18 protein-coding genes are annotated in these 20,267 nt (G+C 62.6%); 6 read left to right on the top strand and 12 right to left on the bottom strand.

All coding sequences use genetic code 11. The annotated features are described in order from the left end of the window. Positions 1 to 11: 11 nt before the first annotated feature. The 9 genes from CPH89_RS16515 to CPH89_RS16475 all read right to left on the bottom strand — a co-directional run bounded on the left by CPH89_RS16515 (position 12) and on the right by CPH89_RS16475 (position 10,273). On the bottom strand, positions 12 to 2,402 hold the full coding sequence (locus tag CPH89_RS16515; protein ID WP_053254592.1) for a putative bifunctional diguanylate cyclase/phosphodiesterase: 2,391 nt from the start codon (positions 2,400 to 2,402) through the stop codon (positions 12 to 14). Positions 2,403 to 2,555: 153 nt separating this feature from the next. Then, positions 2,556 to 3,731 (bottom strand): ABC transporter substrate-binding protein, encoded by a 1,176-nt coding sequence (locus tag CPH89_RS16510; protein ID WP_053254591.1) that lies wholly within the window; start codon positions 3,729 to 3,731, stop codon positions 2,556 to 2,558. Continuing rightward, positions 3,728 to 4,702, bottom strand: a complete 975-nt coding sequence (locus CPH89_RS16505) for a CobW family GTP-binding protein (protein ID WP_053254590.1) — start codon at positions 4,700 to 4,702, stop codon at positions 3,728 to 3,730. The genes CPH89_RS16510 and CPH89_RS16505 overlap by 4 nt, the downstream gene beginning before the upstream one ends. Continuing rightward, positions 4,699 to 4,995, bottom strand: coding sequence for a hypothetical protein (locus tag CPH89_RS16500; protein WP_053254589.1), 297 nt, complete (start codon positions 4,993 to 4,995; stop codon positions 4,699 to 4,701). The genes CPH89_RS16505 and CPH89_RS16500 overlap by 4 nt, the downstream gene beginning before the upstream one ends. A 13-nt stretch (positions 4,996 to 5,008) precedes the next feature. Further along, the gene (locus CPH89_RS16495; RefSeq protein WP_053254588.1) at positions 5,009 to 5,758 is read right to left on the bottom strand and encodes an SDR family NAD(P)-dependent oxidoreductase; all 750 of its coding nucleotides are present in this window, start codon (positions 5,756 to 5,758) and stop codon (positions 5,009 to 5,011) included. 139 nt (positions 5,759 to 5,897) lie between these two features. Next, entirely contained in the window at positions 5,898 to 6,659 is a 762-nt protein-coding gene (locus tag CPH89_RS16490) for an SDR family NAD(P)-dependent oxidoreductase (protein ID WP_053254587.1), read from the bottom strand. A gap of 10 nt (positions 6,660 to 6,669) precedes the next feature. Next, positions 6,670 to 8,010, bottom strand: coding sequence for an MFS transporter (locus CPH89_RS16485; RefSeq protein WP_053254586.1), 1,341 nt, complete (start codon positions 8,008 to 8,010; stop codon positions 6,670 to 6,672). A 41-nt stretch (positions 8,011 to 8,051) separates the two neighbouring features. Next, positions 8,052 to 8,930, bottom strand: coding sequence for a polysaccharide deacetylase family protein (locus CPH89_RS16480; protein WP_053254585.1), 879 nt, complete (start codon positions 8,928 to 8,930; stop codon positions 8,052 to 8,054). Positions 8,931 to 8,941: 11 nt separating this feature from the next. Beyond that, positions 8,942 to 10,273, bottom strand: a complete 1,332-nt coding sequence (locus CPH89_RS16475) for an amidase (protein WP_053255345.1) — start codon at positions 10,271 to 10,273, stop codon at positions 8,942 to 8,944. A gap of 336 nt (positions 10,274 to 10,609) precedes the next feature. Here CPH89_RS16475 and CPH89_RS16470 point away from each other — a divergent pair, with 336 nt between their 5' ends. From CPH89_RS16470 to cmoB, 6 genes are all read left to right on the top strand, one after another. Next, positions 10,610 to 11,599 carry a GntR family transcriptional regulator gene (locus CPH89_RS16470; protein ID WP_053254584.1) on the top strand — a complete coding sequence of 330 codons (990 nt, stop codon included), beginning with the start codon at positions 10,610 to 10,612 and terminating at the stop codon, positions 11,597 to 11,599. Positions 11,600 to 11,795: 196 nt separating this feature from the next. Beyond that, the gene (gene lon / locus CPH89_RS16465) at positions 11,796 to 14,219 is read left to right on the top strand and encodes an endopeptidase La (protein WP_053254583.1); all 2,424 of its coding nucleotides are present in this window, start codon (positions 11,796 to 11,798) and stop codon (positions 14,217 to 14,219) included. A 202-nt stretch (positions 14,220 to 14,421) separates the two neighbouring features. After that, complete coding sequence (locus CPH89_RS16460) at positions 14,422 to 14,811, top strand: protease inhibitor I42 family protein (RefSeq protein WP_053254582.1); 390 nt, start codon at positions 14,422 to 14,424, stop codon at positions 14,809 to 14,811. A 1-nt stretch (position 14,812) separates the two neighbouring features. Then, positions 14,813 to 15,469: a lysoplasmalogenase gene (locus tag CPH89_RS16455; RefSeq protein ID WP_053254581.1), complete on the top strand. Its 657-nt coding sequence runs from the start codon at positions 14,813 to 14,815 to the stop codon at positions 15,467 to 15,469. 36 nt (positions 15,470 to 15,505) lie between these two features. Next, positions 15,506 to 16,249 (top strand): carboxy-S-adenosyl-L-methionine synthase CmoA, encoded by a 744-nt coding sequence (gene cmoA / locus CPH89_RS16450; protein WP_053254580.1) that lies wholly within the window; start codon positions 15,506 to 15,508, stop codon positions 16,247 to 16,249. Next, positions 16,246 to 17,202: a tRNA 5-methoxyuridine(34)/uridine 5-oxyacetic acid(34) synthase CmoB gene (gene cmoB, locus CPH89_RS16445; protein WP_053254579.1), complete on the top strand. Its 957-nt coding sequence runs from the start codon at positions 16,246 to 16,248 to the stop codon at positions 17,200 to 17,202. Before cmoA ends, cmoB begins: the two co-directional genes overlap by 4 nt. 138 nt (positions 17,203 to 17,340) lie before the next feature. Here cmoB and tadA read toward each other — a convergent pair whose 3' ends face one another. The 3 genes from tadA to pdxJ form a co-directional block, all read right to left on the bottom strand. Then, positions 17,341 to 17,838, bottom strand: a complete 498-nt coding sequence (gene tadA / locus CPH89_RS16440) for a tRNA adenosine(34) deaminase TadA (protein WP_053254578.1) — start codon at positions 17,836 to 17,838, stop codon at positions 17,341 to 17,343. Continuing rightward, complete coding sequence (locus CPH89_RS16435) at positions 17,838 to 19,214, bottom strand: multicopper oxidase family protein (protein WP_104814078.1); 1,377 nt, start codon at positions 19,212 to 19,214, stop codon at positions 17,838 to 17,840. The genes tadA and CPH89_RS16435 overlap by 1 nt, the downstream gene beginning before the upstream one ends. Positions 19,215 to 19,472: 258 nt before the next feature. Next, positions 19,473 to 20,216, bottom strand: a complete 744-nt coding sequence (gene pdxJ, locus CPH89_RS16430) for a pyridoxine 5'-phosphate synthase (protein WP_053254576.1) — start codon at positions 20,214 to 20,216, stop codon at positions 19,473 to 19,475. Between the last annotated feature and the right edge of the window lie 51 nt (positions 20,217 to 20,267).

Here is a 20,267-nt window from a genome sequence, read left to right as displayed (position 1 = left end):
GGAGATCGGGTTTACAAGGCAACATGCTCACGCCGCATCCACCGTTCAAACGCCATGGCATTCAATGGCCGGCTGATCAGGTAACCCTGTGCGGTGTCGCACTTCCACTGTTTGAGCAGCATCAGGCTGGGCTCGAACTCCACCCCTTCCGCCACCACCTTGAGCCCCAGGTTGTGGCTCATTTCGATGGTTGACCGCACGATCACGCCATCGCCGCTGGTGCTGTCGAGGTTGCGGATGAAGGATTGGTCGATCTTCAATTCCTGCACCGGCAAGCGCTGCAATTGCGCGAGCGATGAATAGCCCGTGCCAAAGTCATCCACCGACAGGCTGATGCCGCAGCCGCGCAGTTGCTCCAGCACGCTGAGGGCCTGCTGCGGGTTGTGCATGATCGCGCTTTCAGTGATTTCGAAAATCAAGTGCTCGGCCGATACGTTGTAGTGCATCAACAAGGCGGTGACACGAATAGCCAGGTCGTCATCCGCCAAGTCGTCCACCGAGATATTCACCGACAGCTGCAGGTGCAAACCGCGTTGTGCCCACTCGGCCATTTGGCGAATAGCCTCCTCGATCGCCCACAGGGTCAAGGCGCCCATGCTGCCGGTGCGCTCGGCGAGGGGAATGAATTCGGTCGGTGACACTTGGCCAAGGGTCGGATGCTGCCAGCGCAACAGGGCTTCGGCCTGACGCACACGGCCGTCAACCAGATCGAGTTTAGGCTGGTAACAGAGGAACAATTCGCCCTCCACCACCGCGCGACGCAAGTCGCGAATCAGCGTGATCTGGCGCTGATGCGCCAGGTCGCGGTCCTGCTGGTAGATCTGCAAATACCCGGACAAGCTCGCCGCATCATGCCGGGCAATGGCGGCGCGGCTGATCAGTTCATCCACCTGCTGGCCGTCGGCCGGGTAAGCCGCGATGCCGATACTCACTTCATGGCGCACTTCATCATGGCCGATACGCTGGGGTTCGGTGAGCAGCCCATACAGGCGGTCGACACGCGCCACGGCGCAGTCGATATCAGTATTTTCCAACAACAGTAAAAATTCACTGCCGGCGATGCGCGCGGCGGTGTCGCTGGCCTGCAGGCTCATCGACAGGCATCGGCTGGCTTCGCGGAGCATTTCTTCGACGCCCTGCGGGCCGAAGCCTTCGTTGATCACCCGGTAGTTTTCAATCCCCAGGTACACCAACACCACCGGCCGCCGGGCACTGATCGCGCTGCCCAGGCGCTCCATGGCCAGGGCGCGATTGGGCAACCCGGTGAGCGGGTCATGCAGGGCGTTATGGGCCAATTGACGCTCGCGCACGGCAATTCCACTTTGCATGGCGTTGAATGCCCGGGCCAACACGCCGAACTCATCGTGGCTGCGCACCTGCACCGGCGTGTGGTAGTCACCGGCACCAATCCGTTCCGCCGCTTGCACCAGGGCGTTGAGCGGGCGTGACACGCGTCGCGCCAGGAACAACGCGCCCGCCAGCGACACGAGCAGTACCGCCAGGGCAATCCCCATAAACTGCTGGTCCAGCGGCGCAAAGGACTCCAGCGCATGGTCCAGCGGGCTTTGCAGCAACACGCGCACCTCGTCGCCCTCGCCGGTATTGGCCAGCGGCAGCACCTGGCTGAGCACCCGTTGCCCGTAAAACACAGTGATCCGCGCTGCAGGGTCCAGCGGCGCCTCGTGCATCATATGGATGATCGCAGCCTGATAGGCCTCAGGCTGGGTACTGAACAACTGGCCGACGCGGCCGTCCTGCACGCCGAGGAACGACAGCTCAAGGTTGCTCATGGAGCGCAGTTCGTTGGCGAACAGCTTGTCCATCGCAAAGCCCATGACCACGCGGGCAATAGGCAGCGGGTCGAGCACTTCATCCTGCACCAGCAAATACGGCTGGCCGTCCATGGCAACGATGAGCATCTGCAAGCCACTGCGCCGCGCATGACGCAACGCCTCGGCATAGGGAAACGGCTGACCGCCGGTCAGTTCCGGCAAGGTGCTGACCATCACCTTGCCATCCAGGCTCAACACGAATACTTCCGTTGAGTGGATGCCGGGGCCATGCCGACGCAGCGCAGCCCGAATCGATTCGGCCTGGCCTTCAATCACTGCGTGTTTGAACGGAGCATCGACGGTGAGCCAGTCCAGCCCGTATTGCAGACGGCGCCCGCGCAGCTCCAGCAAGCGCTCGAACACCTGGATACCGGTAGTGAGCTGGACTTGGGCCTGGTTTTCCACGGCGCGGGTGGTGGCGACCTTGACCGCGAAGTAAGTCGCCGCCACGACCACCAGTAGCAATAGCGCCAACACCGCGGCGATGCGGGTCTGGAAGGTGTGGCGCCACGTCGTTGCCGTGCCCTCCGGCAGGATTCGCCTCTCGGTGCCACTGCGTTGCTTGTTCATACGCATCCCTGGCGGCGGCTGGTCTGGCGTCAAAAAAATATCCAATTTTATTGGATATTTGGTTTAAGCAGATTAGCTGGGACTTGGGATAAGTACACTCAACAAACACTGGAACTTTTGCGTCACATTATTGACAGGCAGGCAACCACTGACCTAAGCGCTGCGCGCGCGCATGAAGTCCCCCCATCGGCGCACCAGGTAGTTGTGTTCATCCATCACTGAGTTCCACACCGCGATGTGCCCCATGCGTTGCTCATACGAGCCGCCATCCCGCACTTCACCGATGTCGATCAACGGCAAGCCATCGCTGCCCAGCAATTCTTCGCGTGCTGGCTTGCCGGCATACCAGTAATCCCACTCGGCGTGGCTCAAATGATCGCGCGTGCGCGCCGGGTTGCCGATGTAGTAACCCTGGCGCGCCATGACCGCCCCCGGCCAACCGGACAACCACCAATTCAGGTAAGCATACGCCGCATCCAGCACCGGCCCTTGGGCATGGCGCGACAACGACAACCCGCCAAACCAGGCGCGGTAGCCTTCGCGAGGCACCGCCAGCCGGTACTTGACCCCTGCCCGGTGCAGGCGCATCAAGGTCGGCGACCACAGGCTCTGGATATCAATGCTCGGGCTCAGCATCAGCTGCGCCGCCTCTTCATCATCCGACCAGAACGCCGCAAAGTGCCCCTCCTTCTGCTTGCGCACCAGGATGTCGGCCAGCACATCGATCTCCTCGATGCTCATATTGCCGACGTCCTTGAACTGCGCCAGCCCAGCGCCCTGCACCGCCAAAGCGGCATCCAGCGCGCCAATGGCCGCGTCACTTTGCAGCGCGGTACGCGCGCGCCAGGCCGGGTCGAGCAGCCAGCCCCAACTTTCATTGCCGTGGCTGAATCCTTCGGGCAAACGCTCGGGGCGATAGGCAAAACTGTCAGCATTGTGGGTCAGCGGCAGCATGCTGATGCGCTCGGTCACGGTGCTGCCGAGGCTGCCGTCATGCTGCACGAACAGGCGCTCACTGGGCACGCTGCCGCTGCCCAGGCGATCATTGGCCGACAGCCGGCCGCGCTTGGGCAATTCGTTGATCTCGTGCCACAACGCGATACGCCGCGTGTCGATCGGCTGGATCGCGCGCGCCGGCCACACAAAATCAACGTTGTGGAACCATTGGTCGTACAGGTCGTAACTCTCGGGCTGCATTACCGCGATGCGTTGCGCCTGTGCGACATCGTGCACCTGGTAGACCAGGCGAATGCCCAGTTCCTGTTCGGCGCGCACGCGCAGGCATTCGAGCAAGGTCACCGACGTACCGAGGACACGCAAGGTGATCATGCGGCGAACCGCCGCGAGAACACTTCAAAAGAGCGGCGCAGCAGTGCCGGGTCGAGGCCGCGCAGGATAAATACCAGCCGTGATTGGCGGTCGGTGCCTGGCCAGGCAGGCAAGTGCACCGGGGCATGCAGGCAGTGCTGCACGCCATGAATGACGATGGGGGCCGAGCTTGCGTTCACGTTAAGCAGTCCTTTGACGCGAAGGATTCGTTCGCCGTGGCATCTTAGCAGCATCGACAACCAGACCCCGAAGCCGACCCAGTCCAACGGCTGTTCGAAGGTCAGGCAGCACACTTGCGCGGCGCCGTGGGTGGCCGTGGTGGTTTGGTGCAATTGCCAGCGGCTGACTTCAACGGCGGGCTCGGCGCTGCGCAACCCCTCGCCGAGCAACAATTGGTCGCCGCTGAGAATGTCATGGGTATTGAGGATCGGTGTGCCGGCATTCAGCGCCTGCAAATGCGTGCGCAGCGAATCACAGTCGCCGGCGAGGTCGGTCTTGCTCAGCAACAGCCGATCGGCCGCAGCAACCTGGGCCAGCCATTCCGGGTGCAGGCGCTCCTGAAGCTCGGCGTGGCTGGCGTCGACCAGGGTAATCACCAGGCCAATGTGAAAGCGGCCGCGCAGTTGCACGTCGTTGTTCAAGGTGGCGAGGATCGGCGCCGGGTCGGCAAGGCCGGTGGTTTCCAGGATCACGCGTTTGAACGCCGGGATTTCACCGCGCTCACGGCGTTGCAACAGGCCGAGCAGCGCCTCTTTCAACTCGCCACGAATCGAGCAGCACACGCAACCGCTGGGCAGCAACACCGTGTCCGGGGCGACCTCTTCCACCAACAGATGGTCGATGCCGACATCGCCGAACTCGTTGATCAACAGTGCCGTGTCGCCGAGGCTTTCGCCGTGTAAGAGGCGCGTAAGCAAGGTGGTTTTACCACTGCCAAGGAAGCCGGTGATGACGTTGAGGGCGATGCTCATGACGACTCCAGGTGATCAAGCACGCGCGGGTCAAGCGGGTCCAGCGGGCGGCCGAGCATGCTTTCTGCCGCCTGCCAGAGAGGGTCCAGGCCACTCGCCAACGCTTGCTTGCCAGTGGCGCCCATCAGCAGGTACGAAGCGCCCTGAAAGTCTTCGACCTTGAGCCGGAACACCGCCAGCACCTGGTTGATCGCCGCGATGCGGCGCAGGCGTTCACGGCGTCGCGGCAGCTCATCGCCCAGAGGGTCGCTCCAGTGCAGGTCTTCACCGAGCAAACCGCAGAGTCCGCACATGGCTACACCTCACTCATGGCATGACATCGCCGGAGTTCGGGCCCAGGGTCTGGCCCACGAACAGATTGCCGCCCGGCTCACTGGCCAGCAGCACGGCGGTGGGCGCGACTTCGTCCGCCAGGCCGAAGCGGCCCAGGGGCAATTCGGCGGCCTTGGCGCGCTTCCAGTCGTCGCTGATGCCACCCACCAGCGGCGTTTCAATCGGGCCGGGCGCGATAGCGTTGACCAGCACATTGTCCTTGGCCACTTCCAGCGCCAGAGACTTGGTGAAACCGATTACCCCGGCCTTGGCCGCCGCATAGTGCGTCAATTCGGCACCGCCCTTGATCCCCAGTTGCGAGGCGACATTGATGATGCGGCCCCAGCGCTGCGCAAGCATGTGCGGCAACGCGCGCTGGCTGGCGACGAACACACTGGTGAGGTCGACGCGCAGCATGTCGTTCCACATTTCGATGGACAGGTCGACGCAGCGTGCCTGGGTCAGCATGCCGGCGTTATTGACCAGAATATCGATGCCGCCGAAGTGTTCGACGCAGCGGTCGACACTGGCCTGGGCACCGTCGACGGTGCCGACGTCAGCCAGGCATTCGAAGACCTCGGCGCCGAGGTTGCGGCAGGTGATGGCGGTTTCGGCGAGGCTGGCGGCGTTGCGGTCGGCCAGCAACAGGCGTGCGCCTTCGGCGGCGAAGGCACGCGCGATAGCGGCGCCGATGCCACTGCCGGCACCGGTAATCACGGCGCGTCGGTGGGTGAGTTGGGACATACACACATCTCCTTAGGTCAATATAGATCCAATGTGGGAGCGGGCTTGCGCGCGAATGCGTCGTCTCAGTCGATGCACCTGTTACTGACCCACCGTCTTCGCGCGCAAGCCCGCTCCCACATTTTCAGACCCAGTCCAGTCAGTCGGGCCAGCGCACGGTTAGGCCGCCATCGATCACGATGCTCTGCCCGGTCAAATAACTCGATGCCTCGCTGGTCAAAAATTGCACCAGTGACGCCACTTCATCCGCACGCCCTACCCGGCCCAGCGGGATTGCCCGCGCGGCCTTGGCCAACCCCTCAGGCCCCAACGAATGCTTCGCGTCCAACGACTGCGGCGTCTCGATCAACCCGGGTATCACCGCATTGCAACGAATCCCCAACGGCGCCAACTCCACCGCCAGCGAACGGCACAACCCCGGCACGCCCGCCTTCGCCGCCGCGTAATGGCTGTGCTCCTGCCAGCCATAAACGCCACCGGCAATCGATGAAATCGCCACCAGCGCGCCGCCTTCGGTCATGTGCCGGGTCGCCGCACGGAAGGTGCGCATCACCCCCGTCAGGTCGACATTGAGCATCTCGTTCCACCCTTCATCGGTCATCTCCAGCAAGGGCGCGCGGCGCAGCAGGCCGGCATTGGCCACCGCGTAATCCAGACGCCCAAAATGCTGCACGGCCTGCTCGGCCAGGGCGTCCACCGAAGCGGTATCGCCCACGTCCAGCGCCAGCATCAGGCATTCGCCGCCCGCCTTCTGCACCAGGGCGACGGTGGTGTGCGGGTCATGCGGGTCGGCCGGGTAATACCCGCCCACCACCGCCACGCCGTTACGTGCATACGCCACGGCCAGGGCTTGGCCGATGCCGCTGGCGGCACCGGTAATCAGGGCAACTTTACGGCTCATCTAAAACTCCTTACTGAACGGTTTCCGGACGCACATGGCGAGCGGCAAACATCAGCGCGCCGGACAAGAAGCACGGCAGCGCACCGAACCACAGCGCGGCGGTCTGCCAATCGCTGCCGGCGGACAACACCTGGGTGGCGCCAAAGCCGGCGACGACCGCGCCAATCGGGCCCATGGCATGGATGATCGCGCCACCGGTGGCGCGGATGCTGGTCGGGAAACTCTCGCTGATGAAGAACAGCGCCGCCGAGTACGGCCCGATCAGAAAGAACAGGCCCAGGCTGTACAGCCCGACCACCATCGGCATATTGCTTGGGCCAAACAGCATCCCGGCAAAGGCCAGGCCGCCGAGCATCCAGCCCAGGCCGATCACGTTGCGGCGGCCGATCTTGTCGCCCATCCAGCCGTGAGTCAGGTAACCGCAGTAACCCACCAGGTTTGAGAGCACGAGGATGATCAGCGAGTTCTCGAACGAGATGTGGTGCACGCTGACAATCACCGAGGTGCCAAGCACGCTGAACACCTGGATCGCCGCCCAGTTGAGCAACAGCGCAGCGCCGATTACCAGGGTGGCGCGGCGAGCCGGGCCACGGAAGGCGGCTTTGAGCCCTGCCTTGCTGTGCTCGTCATAGTCCACACCGTAGGTCACGGCGACGTTTTGCGCTTCGGTCACCGCGCCGCTTTTACGCAGCTCACTGATGCGCTGGTGAATCTGGAACTGTGGGCTCTCCTTGAGCTTGCGCGCCATGATCGCAATCACGATGGCCGGGATTGCGGCAAAGATGAAGCAACCCTGCCAGCCGATGATCGGCAGCAGCAGCGCGGTCAACCCGGCGGCGATCAACGCACCGACCGGCCAGCCGCCCTGCACCAGGCTGTAGATAAAGCCACGGCGCTTGGTCAGGCGCGGATCTTCCGAGGCACCATACAACTCGCTCAGGTACGTGGCGTTGACGGTTTCCTCGGCATACCCCAGGCCACCCAGCGAACGGATCAGAATCAGCGGCGACTTGCCCCACGCCCCGCCAATCGCGGTCAGTGCCGAGCACAGCGCGGAACCGGCCACGGTGAAAATAATGCCTTTGCGCCGGCCCAACTTATCGACGACAGGGCCAATCGCAAAGGCGACCACCGCCGTGCCCACCGCCACCCAGGTCGCGATTTCAGCTTGCTCCACTTCACCCCAGCCAAAGTGCCGGCCGATCTCCGGCAGCAAGGTGCCGAACAGGATGAAGTCATACACCGCAAACACCCAGGCGAAAAACGCGATCCAGGTGGCAAAGCGCACTTCCCGGGACGTCAGTTGCCGGGGTTTCCAGCCAGTCAGGTCAAGCTTGTTGTAGATGGACATAAATCGCGCCTCGAGGGTGGGTTGGGCCGCTTCAGTGGGGGTCAGGAACGGGGTTGACGGCGGATAAAGTCGTCGGCGATTTCGTCGAACGTCACGAAGCGCACGCCGGCATGGCTCTGGATGTGTTCGATCAAGCGCTCGAGCATCAACAGCACTTGCGGGCGACCGGACACGTCAGGGTGGATGGTCATGGTGAACACGGCATGTTCGTGTTCGCGGTAGACCCAGTCGAACTGGTCGCGCCACATTTCTTCGAGGTGGCGCGGGTTGACGAAGCCGTGGCTGTTGGGGGCTTTTTTGATGAACATCATCGGCGGCAGGTCGTCGAGGTACCAGTTGGCCGGAATCTCCACCAGGTCGGTTTCTTCGCCGCGCACCAGGGGTTTCATCCAGGTGTCGGGGTGCTGGCTGTAGTCGATCTTGGTCCAGCTGTCGCCCTTGCGTACGTAGTAAGGGTGGAAGTCGTTGTGCATCAGGCTGTGGTCGTACTTGATGCCTTTTTTCAGCAGCAGTTCGTTGGTGACCTTGCTGAATTCCCACCACGGGGCGACGTAGCCGGTGGGGCGTTTGCCGGTGACCTGGGTGATCAGTTCGATGGACTTATCGAGGACGATTTCTTCCTGCTCGGCGGTCATCGCAATCGGGTTTTCGTGGCTGTAGCCATGCACGCCGATTTCGTGACCGGCATCGGCCACCGCCTTCATCTGCTCCGGGAAGGTTTCCATCGAGTGGCCGGGGATAAACCAGGTGGTGCGCAACCCGTAACGTTCGAACAATTTCAGTAAACGCGGCGCACCGATCTCACCGGCGAACAGGCCGCGGGAAATATCGTCCGGCGAGTCTTCACCGCCGTAGGAACCGAGCCAGCCGGCGACGGCGTCAACGTCGACGCCAAATGCACAGAGAATGTCTTTAGCCATGGTATGTCTCCTTAAATAGTCATTACGGATTCGACGGACAACGCAGCGCGCAGCAGGCGTGCGTCTTCCCCCATCGGGGCGCTGAGCAGCAGCCCGGTGGGCAGGCCCAGGGCATCACGGCCGCTGGGCAAGGTAACGCCGGGCATGTCCAGCAAACTGCCGGGCATGGTCAGGCGCAGGGTGGCGAGGTTGGTGCGCACGAACAGCTCGTCGTCAGCTTCCAGCGGAGCCAACGCCGGCGCGACATGGGCAACGGTCGGGGTTATCAGGACAGCGCCGTCGAGGTCGTCGATCAGCTGTTGTTGCAGGCGTCGGCGTGCGTCGGTCAGGTGGATCAATTGGCTGGCCGGCAATGAACGCGCGGCTTCAAGGCGGCGGCGCACACGCGGGTCGAGTTGTTCGGCGTCGCGGCTGTCGAGCAGGGTTTGATGCAGGGCAAAGGCTTCAAAGGAGCCGAGCCAGCCGTGGTGCTTGATCAGCTCCAGCGTGGCCTGAAAAGTCGCTGACGGGCGCACCTCGATCAGCGCACCGGCGGCCCGCAGTTGGTCCACCGCGCGCAGCAGGTTATTGCGTACCGCAGGCTCAATGTCTTCCAGTGCGCCTTGCTCAAGCACAAAGCGCTGGCCCTTGAGGCTGCGGGCGACATGGGTTTGCGTGCGGCCATTTTGCAGGTCGTCGATTGCCAGCGCATCGCGCACGCTGCGGGTCAGTGGGCCGAGGCTGTCGAGGGTGTGCGCCAATGGGAATACGCCGTCGCGGCTGTAGCGTCGGCTGCTGCTGCGGTAACCCACCACACCATTGAGCGCCGCGGGAATGCGGATTGAGCCTGCGGTGTCGGTGCCCATGGCGATCGGCACGATCCCGGCGGCCACGGCGACCGCTGAACCCGATGATGAGCCGCCTGGGATGCGCGGTTGATCGCTGCCGCTCGGGTTGTAGGGCGTGCCGAAATGCGGGTTCAACCCCAGGCCCGAATACGCCAGTTCGCTGAGGTTGGTCTTGCCCACGCTGACCATCCCGGCGCGGCACAACAGCCCCACGCTCGGCGCATCGAGCAAGGCGGCCGGCGCCTCACGACGATAAGCGGCGCCAGCCGTGGTGATGCTGCCGGCGACGTCGAACAGGTCTTTCCAGGCCAGCGGCACACCGTCGAACACACTCAAGGGCTGGCCAGCTCGCCAGCGCGCAGCGGAGGCTTCGGCCTCACGCCGGGCACGCTCGGCAGTCAGAGAGATAAACACCGTGGGGGCCATGCTCGCGTGCAGGAGGACCTGTTCGAGCACCTGCACCGGGTCGCTGCGACCGCTGGCGAAAGCCTCGGCCATGGAAGTGGCGTCTGACATCAGCATGAACCTCATAAAACGTACATATTAATAAAATGTACGTTTTACAGAGGCAGCTTTCGTGCCAGTCTGCTATCACTGCCTTGAGTGGAACTCAGCTTAATCGACAAGAGCTACGCGCTAGAGAGTCCCAAGCGCCGCCAAAATAGTGAGCGAACGCCTGTGAGCAGGTGCCGATTGAAATAATGTATCTTTTACTAATAAGTACATTTTGGTGCAGAAAAGTAACATGTCTATCCATAAGGCCCCAAAAAAGTGCCACCGACGTGGCGCGGAGTGACAGGCGCAACTATGAGAGAATCCCCGGCCACCGTCCTACACGCCAAAGAGAACGCGATGAAAGCAGTGTCCGCCTCGGCCTCCCGTTACGCGATGATTCACCAGCTATTGCGTGATGCGATCGTCAACGGCACCGCCCGCCACGGGCTGGTTTTGCTCGAAGCGCCGCTGGCCGAACTGTTCGGCACCAGCCGCGTCCCGGTGCGCAAGGCGCTCGACCTGTTGTATGCCGAAGGCTTGATCTGCCGCTTCAACGGTCGCGGTTACCTGATCAACCCCGACGGCCTGGCCATGGAGCCGCTGCGCCTGCCCTTGAGCCCTGCGCACCTGGGCCTCAATGGCGACGACGAGTTGGTGGATACGCGGCCCCTGGGCGAGCGGATCGTTGAGGAAATTGGTGCGGCGCTGTCCACCTGTATCGCGTTCGGTCACTACCGCCTGGATGAACAAGCCGCCGCCGACCACTATGGCGTCAGCCGCGCGGTGGTGCGTGAAGCGCTGATGCGCCTGCGCGATCGTGGCCTGGTGGAAAAAGAACCTTACTCACAGTGGCTCGCCGGGCCGCTGACCGCGCGGGAAGTCACCGAAGACTACGAACTGCGCGCCTGCCTGGAACCCGAAGCCCTGCGCCAGAGCGCACCGAACCTCGACCGCGAGATGCTCGAAGCCATGTTGCAGCGCGTAGTGGACGCCCAGCAAAGCCCGCAATGCAGCCTGCAGGCTATCGAACAGATCGAAGAAGACTTGCACCAGCGCTGCCTGGCCGGCCTGCAAAACCGCAAGATCGCCGCGCTGATCCGCCAGGGCCAGAGCCCGATGATCATCAGTCGGATTTTCTACCGTTTGCTGGGGATCGGTGCCGATCCGGCCATGCTCGCCGAACATCGCTTGATTCTGGAGTTGTTGCTGCACGGTGCATTTGATGCGGCTGCGCTGAATTTGCGCGAGCATTTGCAGCGGGCACGGCAGCGCATGTTGCAGCGCCTTAAGGTTCTGTCGGTATTGCCGGAGCAGCCCCTGCCCGCCTATCTCCACAAAATCAGCTGAGCGCGCGCGGTCAAGCAGGTGGGTCTGCCAGCCCACTGATCAGTGGCTGATGCACCGCCGTGCAGGCGAGCCCGCTGCCACCGGGTCAAGCGGCGTTTCGAAAATATTATGCAATATGTTGCTATCTCACCCCCGCCATTGAAACCACCGCTGCCGCGCCCCATCTAACCTGCATACTTCCTTATGCAGGTGCCCCATGAGCGACCAGCAAGAATTCCCTGATATCGACCTCAACGATTACGCCGACCCCGAAAACGCCGAACACGAAACCTCCTCCAGCACCGGCCTGGCCCTGCCGGGGCAAAACCTGCCGGACAAGGTTTACATCATCCCGATCCACAACCGCCCGTTCTTCCCGGCGCAAGTGCTGCCGGTGATCGTCAATGAAGAACCGTGGGCCGAAACCCTGGAACTGGTGAGCAAATCCGACCACCACTCCCTTGCGCTGTTTTTCATGGAAACGCCGCCGGAAGACCCGCGCCACTTCGACACCTCGGCCCTGCCGCTGTACGGCACCCTGGTGAAGGTGCACCACGCCAGCCGCGAGAACGGCAAGCTGCAATTCGTCGCCCAGGGCCTGACCCGCGTGCGAATCAAGACCTGGCTCAAGCACCACCGCCCACCGTACCTGGTGGAAGTCGAATACCCGCACCAGCCCACCCAGCCGACCGACGAGGTCAAGGCCTACGGCATGGCGCTGATCAATGCGATCAAGGAACTGCTGCCCCTCAACCCGCTGTACAGCGAAGAGTTGAAGAACTACCTCAACCGCTTCAGCCCCAACGACCCGTCGCCGCTCACCGACTTCGCCGCCGCGTTGACCTCGGCGACCGGTAACGAATTGCAGGAAGTGCTCGACTGCGTGCCCATGCTCAAGCGCATGGAAAAAGTGCTGCCGATGCTGCGCAAGGAAGTCGAAGTTGCGCGCCTGCAGAAGGAAATCTCCGCCGAGGTGAACCGCAAGATCGGTGAGCACCAGCGCGAATTCTTCCTCAAGGAACAACTCAAGGTCATCCAGCAAGAGCTGGGCCTGACCAAGGATGACCGCAGCGCGGACGTCGAGCAGTTCGAACAACGCCTGGTGGACAAAGTGCTGCCGGCCCAGGCGCAAAAGCGCATCAGCGAAGAGATGAACAAACTGTCGATCCTGGAAACGGGCTCGCCGGAATACGCCGTCACGCGCAACTACCTGGACTGGGCGACCTCCGTGCCATGGGGCGTGTATGGCGAGGACAAGCTCGACCTCAAACACGCGCGCAAAGTGCTGGATAAGCACCACGCCGGCCTGGATGACATCAAAAGTCGCATCCTCGAATTCCTTGCGGTCGGCGCTTATAAAGGCGAAGTCGCCGGTTCCATCGTGCTGCTGGTCGGCCCGCCGGGCGTGGGCAAGACCAGCGTGGGTAAATCTATCGCCGAATCCCTGGGCAGACCGTTCTATCGGTTCAGTGTCGGCGGCATGCGCGACGAGGCCGAGATCAAGGGCCATCGCCGCACCTACATCGGCGCCATGCCAGGCAAGCTGGTGCAGGCGCTCAAGGATGTCGAGGTGATGAACCCGGTGATCATGCTCGACGAGATCGACAAGATGGGCCAGAGCTACCAGGGCGACCCGGCGTCGGCGCTCCTGGAAACCCTCGACCCGGAGCAGAACGTCGAATTCCTCGACCATTACCTGGACCTGCGCCTGGATCTGTCCAAAGTGCTGTTCGTGTGCACCGCCAACACCCTGGACTCGATCCCGGGTCCGTTGCTGGACCGTATGGAAGTGATTCGCCTGTCGGGCTACATCACCGAAGAAAAAGTCGCCATCGCCAAGCGCCACCTGTGGCCAAAACAGCTGGAAAAAGCCGGCGTGTCGAAAACCAGCCTGACCATCAGCGACGGCGCCTTGCGCGCGTTGATCGACGGGTATGCGCGGGAAGCCGGGGTGCGCCAGTTGGAGAAACAACTGGGCAAACTGGTGCGCAAGGCGGTGGTCAAGCTGCTGGATGAGCCGAACACGGTCATCAAGATCGGCAACAAGGACCTGGAAAGCTCACTGGGCATGCCAGTGTTCCGCAACGAGCAAGTGCTGTCCGGCACCGGCGTAATTACCGGCCTGGCCTGGACCAGCATGGGCGGCGCAACCTTGCCAATCGAGGCGACGCGTATCCACACGCTCAATCGCGGCTTCAAACTCACCGGGCAGTTGGGTGAAGTGATGAAGGAATCCGCCGAGATTGCCTACAGCTACATCAGCTCGAACCTGAAGTCGTTTGGCGGCGATCCGAAGTTCTTCGATGAAGCCTTCGTGCACTTGCACGTGCCGGAAGGCGCCACGCCCAAAGACGGCCCGAGCGCTGGCGTGACCATGGCCAGTGCGCTGCTGTCCCTGGCACGCAACCAGCCACCGAAAAAAGGCGTGGCCATGACCGGCGAGCTGACGTTGACCGGGCATGTGCTACCGATTGGCGGCGTGCGTGAAAAGGTGATTGCGGCGCGCCGCCAGAAGATTCACGAGCTGATCTTGCCGGAGCCGAATCGCGGGAGCTTTGAGGAGTTGCCGGAGTATTTGAAGGAAGGCATGACCGTGCACTTTGCCAAGCGCTTTGCGGATGTGGCGAAGGTGTTGTTCTGATAGATCCCCAGCGCCTGAGCCGGCCTCTTCGCGAGTGAGCCGCGCCCACACTTGACCGAGTAGATCCTTTGGAACACGGTCAAGATGTGGGAGCGGGCTTGCTCGCGAAAGGGCCAGCCCATTCGCCACAAAATCCCCGCTTGTCACACCCTGCCTCATCTTCGGTTATGCTCGCCCTTCGTCGCCACACAACGGAGCCTCCATGACCGCTGCCCGCCTGCTTCTCCCCTTGAGCCTTGCCCTGCTGGGCGCCTGCGCCAGTGCCCCCAAGCAAAACGTCACAGTGGACAACCAGAGCGCCTGCCCGCTGCAGCTTAAAACCGGGCAAAACCTGATCCTCACCTTGCCGAGCAACCCCACCACCGGCTACCGCTGGGCCATCCAGGATTCGGCCGGCGGTGTGCTGCGCGCCTTGAGCCCGGAGGTCTACAGCAGCGCGGAATCCGGGGTGATCGGCGGCGGTGGCCACTCCACCTGGCGTTTCCAGGCCTTCGCGGCCGGCCAGGGCCGTTTGCGCCTGACCTCCCAACAACCTTGGGAGCCGGAAGCCGAGCCTGCCGAAACCTTCGACTGCGCCATCACGGTGAACTGATATGCCATGGCTGATTCTTGCGTTGATGGGCGCCGGGACCTTTATCTACGGGCTGACCACCCATGCCGCGTTGCTGTGCCTGCTGGTCAAGCCGCTGCCGGTACTCGCGCTGCTGGGCTGGCTGCATGATGCGCCGCCCACTGACTATCGTCGCTGGATCAGCCTCGGGCTGATTTTCTCTCTGCTCGGCGATGTCTTGCTCGCCTGGCCGGGCGACCTGTTTATCTTCGGTCTCGGCGCCTTCCTGGTCGCGCACCTGGCGTATTTAAAAGCCTATTTCAGCGATTGCCGCCGCCTGGCGGTGTTGCCCTTGGTATTGGCGCTGGGTGTGGGCGCGATCCTGCTGAGTATTCTGATCGCCCATGGCCTGGGCGACTTGCTGATTCCGGTGGTGGTGTATGCCCTGGTGATCAGCGCCATGCTCTGGCGGGCATTGGCCCGGCTGGGCAGCGACGTGCCAAAACGTTCGGCGCTGCTGGCGGCGGCGGGGGCGGTGTCGTTTGTATTTTCCGACACGCTGATCGGCATCAATCGGTTTGTGCTGGCGTTCGAAGCAGCACCGTATTGGCTGATCATCACGTATTGGCTGGGCCAGTGGGGCATCACCGCGTCTGCTTTCCATCAGACAACCCGCGCACACGAGGGCCAACTTGGCTAAAATGCCGGCCTTTCCCCCCTCGTCGCCGGACCAACCGTGAGCAAAGAACCCGATCGCCTATTCGCCCAGCCCCTGCCCCAGGTGCCGGACTTCGCCTTTAACGAGGACGTGGTACGGGTGTTCCCGGACATGATCAAGCGTTCGGTGCCGGGTTACCCGACCATCGTCGAGAACCTCGGCGTGCTCGCGGCGCAATTTGCCCAACGCCACAGCGTGCTCTACGACCTCGGCTCGTCGCTTGGCGCCGTCACCCAGGCCTTGCGCCGCCATGTGCGCACCGACGGTTGCCGGGTCATCGCAGTGGACAACTCGGCGGCGATGGTCGAGCGCTGCCGCGAATACCTCAATGGCCAGGACTCGATGTTCCAGGAGTTGCTGCCGGTCGAGGTGGTCGAGGGTGATATCCTCGCGCTGCAGTTCCAGCCGGCCTCGGTGGTGGCGCTGAACTTCACGCTGCAATTCATCGCCCCCGATGAGCGCCTGGCATTGCTCGGCCGTATCCGCCAGTCGCTGCTGCCAGGCGGGGCGTTGATCCTCTCGGAAAAGCTGCGCTTCAATGACCCTGAAGAACACACGCTGCTCACCGACCTGCATATCGCGTTCAAACGCGCCAACGGCTACAGCGAACTGGAAATTGCCCAGAAGCGCAGCGCCATCGAAAACGTCATGAAGCCCGACAGCCTCGAAGAACATCGCGCACGCCTGCTGGCGGCCGGGTTCTCGAAAGTCGTGCCGTGGTTCCAGTGTCTTAACTTTGCCTCGTTGATTGCCTTGCCATGATTGATCTGTCCCCTCTCGCCCGCCATTTGGTCGGCACTCCCCTGGCCGTATGGGCCCAGGGCCTGCAAGCGCAGCTCGATAGCAAAATGGAAAAGGGTCATGGCGACCTCGAACGCTGGCAGAGTGCGTTGGATGCGCTGCCGCAGATCCAGCCCAGCGAAGTCGATTTGCTCAATGGCCTGACCCTTGATACCGACTGCGACGACGCCACGCGCGCGCAAATGCACACCGCGCTGATGGGCCTGAGCCCATGGCGCAAAGGCCCGTTCAACCTGTTTGGCGTGCATGTGGACACCGAGTGGCGTTCGGACTGGAAGTGGTCGCGGGTTGCACCGCACCTGGATTTGAAGGGCAAGCGCATCCTCGATGTGGGTTGCGGCAACGGCTATTACATGTGGCGCATGCTCGGCGCGGGGGCCGACAGCGTCATTGGCGTGGACCCGAACTGGCTGTTCTTCTGCCAGTTCCAGGCCGTGCAGCGCTACCTGAACGAGCCAAAGGCCTGGCACTTGCCGTTCCCGTTTGAAGACCTGCCGTCGAACCTGGAAGGCTTCGACACGGTGTTTTCCATGGGCGTGTTCTACCATCGTCGTTCGCCCATTGAGCACTTGCTGGCGCTCAAGGACACCTTGGTCAAAGGCGGCGAGTTGGTCCTGGAAACCCTGGTCGTCGAAGGCGATCAGCAGCAGGTGCTGGTGCCGGAAGACCGTTATGCGCAAATGCGCAACGTGTGGTTCCTGCCGTCGGTGCCGGCGCTGATGCTGTGGCTGCGACGGGCCGGTTTCAGTGATGTGCGCTGTGTGGACGTGAGCGTGACCACGGTCGAAGAACAGCGTGGCACGGAGTGGATGAAGTATCAGTCGCTGAGTGACTTCCTGGACCCGGATGATCACAGCAAGACCATTGAGGGGCTGCCGGCGCCGATGCGCGCGGTGATTATCGCCAGGAAGTAACCCCAATCTCCCTGGAAAAATGGAGATTCAAAGGTGGGAGCTGGCTTGCCTGCGATAGCGGTGTACCAGTCACTGATGAATTGACTGAAAGATAGCTATCGCAGGCAAGCCAGCTCCCACATTGGTGTTCAGTGTTGCTCAGAGTGTGGGTTTGGCTCGACGAGCCTTGAAGAACTCACTCAACACCGTCCCACACTCCTCAGCCAACACCCCGCCTTCAAACAACACCCGGTGGTTGAGAAACCCCTGGGTAAAAAACTGGCCCTGGCTTTGTACGATGCCGGCCTTCGGCTCCAGTGCGCCATACACCACGCGCGCGATGCGTGAATGCACGATCAGGCCCGCGCACATGCTGCACGGCTCCAGGGTCACATACAGCGTGCTGCCCACCAGCCGATAGTTGCTGATCGCTTGCGCAGCGGCGCGGATGGCGACCATTTCGGCGTGGGCGCTGGGGTCGTTGCCACTGATCGGGCAGTTGAAGCCTCGGCCGATGATTTCACCGTCCTGCACCAGCACGGCGCCCACCGGCACTTCGCCGAGTGCCGCGCCTTGGGCCGCGAGGGCCAGCGCTTCGCGCATAAACGCCTGGTCACGGCTGCGGTCGATAATCGCGGCGGGGCGAATCTGGCGCATCACGCCACCTCGATGGCGGCCATCAGGCCGGTTTCCATGTGGTCGATCACGTGGCAATGGAACATCCACACCCCCGGATTATCAGCCACCAACGCCACGCGGGCACGTTCGTTCTTGCCCAGCAGGTAGGTGTCGGTGAAGTATGGAATTACCTTGTGGCGGTTCGACGCGATCACTTTGAAGCTCATGCCGTGCAGGTGGATCGGGTGTTGGTATTGGGTCATGTTCTTCAATTCGAAAATGTAGCTCTTGCCCTTCTCCAGTTTGGCGATTGGGCGGTCGGCACAGGTCTTGTCAGTGATGTCCCAGGCCTTGCCGTTGATCTGCCACAGGCTCGGCGGCTTGCCGTCATCCACCGACACCGTGCCGACCCACTCGAAATTGAAGTTGAGTTTCTCGGCGTTGGCCAGGTCTGGCTCGGCAATCGGGTTGGCGGGCAATGCCGGTGGCCATTCGCTGGGCGCGTCGGCATTGGCCACCGAGCGAAAGGTGCCCAGGCGCACAGGGCCATTGCGGATCGACAACTCCTCACCCGCTGGCGGTGCCTTGATCGCCAGGCAGATACGCATGCCCGGGCCCAGCCAGTACTCCTTGCCCAGTGGCCGCGGCTCGATGGGGTTGCCGTCCAGCGCGTAGATCTGGGCTTCGACGTCGGGAATGTTCAGGCGGTAGGTCAGGGTGTTGTCGAGGTTGAGCAACCGCACGCGGGTGATCTGCCCAGCCGGCAAATCAATCACCGCCTGGGACACGCCGTTGATCGTCGACAGCCGCCCGGCCGTGCCGCCGCGGGCCGCCTCGCGGGGCACGCTAAAGGCGACAAAAGCGCCCTCTTCGTCGACGTGCCAGCTTTTCAGGCTCAGGGTGCGTTCGTGCTTGAAACCGGTGGGCTCGCGCTCTTCGATGATCAGCGGGCCAACCAGGCCACGGCCGAGTTCTTCGCTGCTGTTCACATGGGGGTGATACCAGTAGCTGCCGGCGTCCGGCACGCGGAATTTGTAGTCGAAATATTCACCGGGCAACACCGGCAACTGCGAGACGTAAGGCACGCCGTCCATTTCCAGGGGCAGGCGAATGCCATGCCAGTGGATGGTAGTGGCCACCGGCAGGTGGTTGATAAAGCGCACCCGCAGCCATTCGCCCTGGCGCACGCGCAACTCGGTGCCTGGCGCGGAGGGGCCGAACGCCCAGGCTTGGGTCGTGTGCCCAGGCACCAGCTCCACGTCCAAGGGCGCCGCGATCAGCTCATAATCGTGCCCGGCTTCGGCCTCGGCGACTTTCCCCAGCCAGTAGCGATAGGCGCCACCGGCACCGACGCCCACGACGGCCAGGCCTGCAAGGCCACCCAGGATTTGTCGACGGGAAAAGGATCGGGACACAACAACCTCACGTATCTGCCGCGCGCCAGAGGCCCGCAAAGGGCAGATACGATACACCTGACCCGGCTAAACAGTAAGGCTTCGCATTGCCGCATGGCGAAAACACAGGGGTATAAAGATGAGAATGGGCCAATGTGGGAGCGGGCTTGCTCGCAAATGCGGTGTGCCAGTCAGCACATGTATTGGCTGACCCACCGTATTCGCGAGCAAGCCTGCTCCCACACAAGCCCGCACACACAGGAAATATCCTGTGTCTGATCAGTGCTTGGCGGCGGCGAGGATCAGGGCTTTCATCTCGGCGACCGCGCCTTTGAAACCGACGAACAGCGCATGCGCCACCAACGCGTGGCCGATGTTCAGTTCGTTGATGCCCTTGATCGCGGCGACCGCTTCCACGTTGTGGTAGTGCAGGCCATGGCCGGCGTTGACGATCAGACCTTCATTCAGGCCGCAGTTGACGCCCTCGACGATGCGCTGCAACTCGTCAGCGACTTCGGTCGGCGTGGTGGCGTCGGCGTAACGGCCGGTGTGCAGTTCGATGGCTGGCGCGCCGACACGACGCGAGGCTTCGATCTGGCGCGGGTCGGCGTCGATGAACAGCGACACTTCGCTGCCGATCTTCGACAGGCGTTCCACCGCGGCTTTGATCCGCGCTTCCTGGCCGGCCACATCGAGGCCGCCTTCGGTGGTCAGCTCCTGGCGGGTTTCCGGCACCAGGCAGATATGCGCCGGGCGGATGCGCTCGGCGAACGCCATCATTTCTTCGGTCACGCCCATCTCGAAGTTCATGCGGGTTTGCAGCACGTCCTTGAGCAGCAACACATCACGTTCCTGGATGTGCCGGCGGTCTTCGCGCAGGTGCACGGTGATGCCGTCGGCGCCCGCTTCTTCGGCGTCCAGCGCAGCCTTGACCGGGTCAGGGTAACGGGTGCCCCGGGCCTGGCGCAGGGTAGCGACGTGGTCGATGTTGACGCCAAGAAGAATGCGATTGCTGGTGGTCACGGAAGCGCTCCTGAAAAGGGAAAGAAACGGTGCACAGCATACACGGGGATG

This window comes from Pseudomonas fluorescens, assembly GCF_900215245.1.
Classification (GTDB): Bacteria; Pseudomonadota; Gammaproteobacteria; order Pseudomonadales; family Pseudomonadaceae; genus Aquipseudomonas; species Aquipseudomonas fluorescens.
This window is presented reverse-complemented; position numbering and strand designations above follow the sequence as displayed.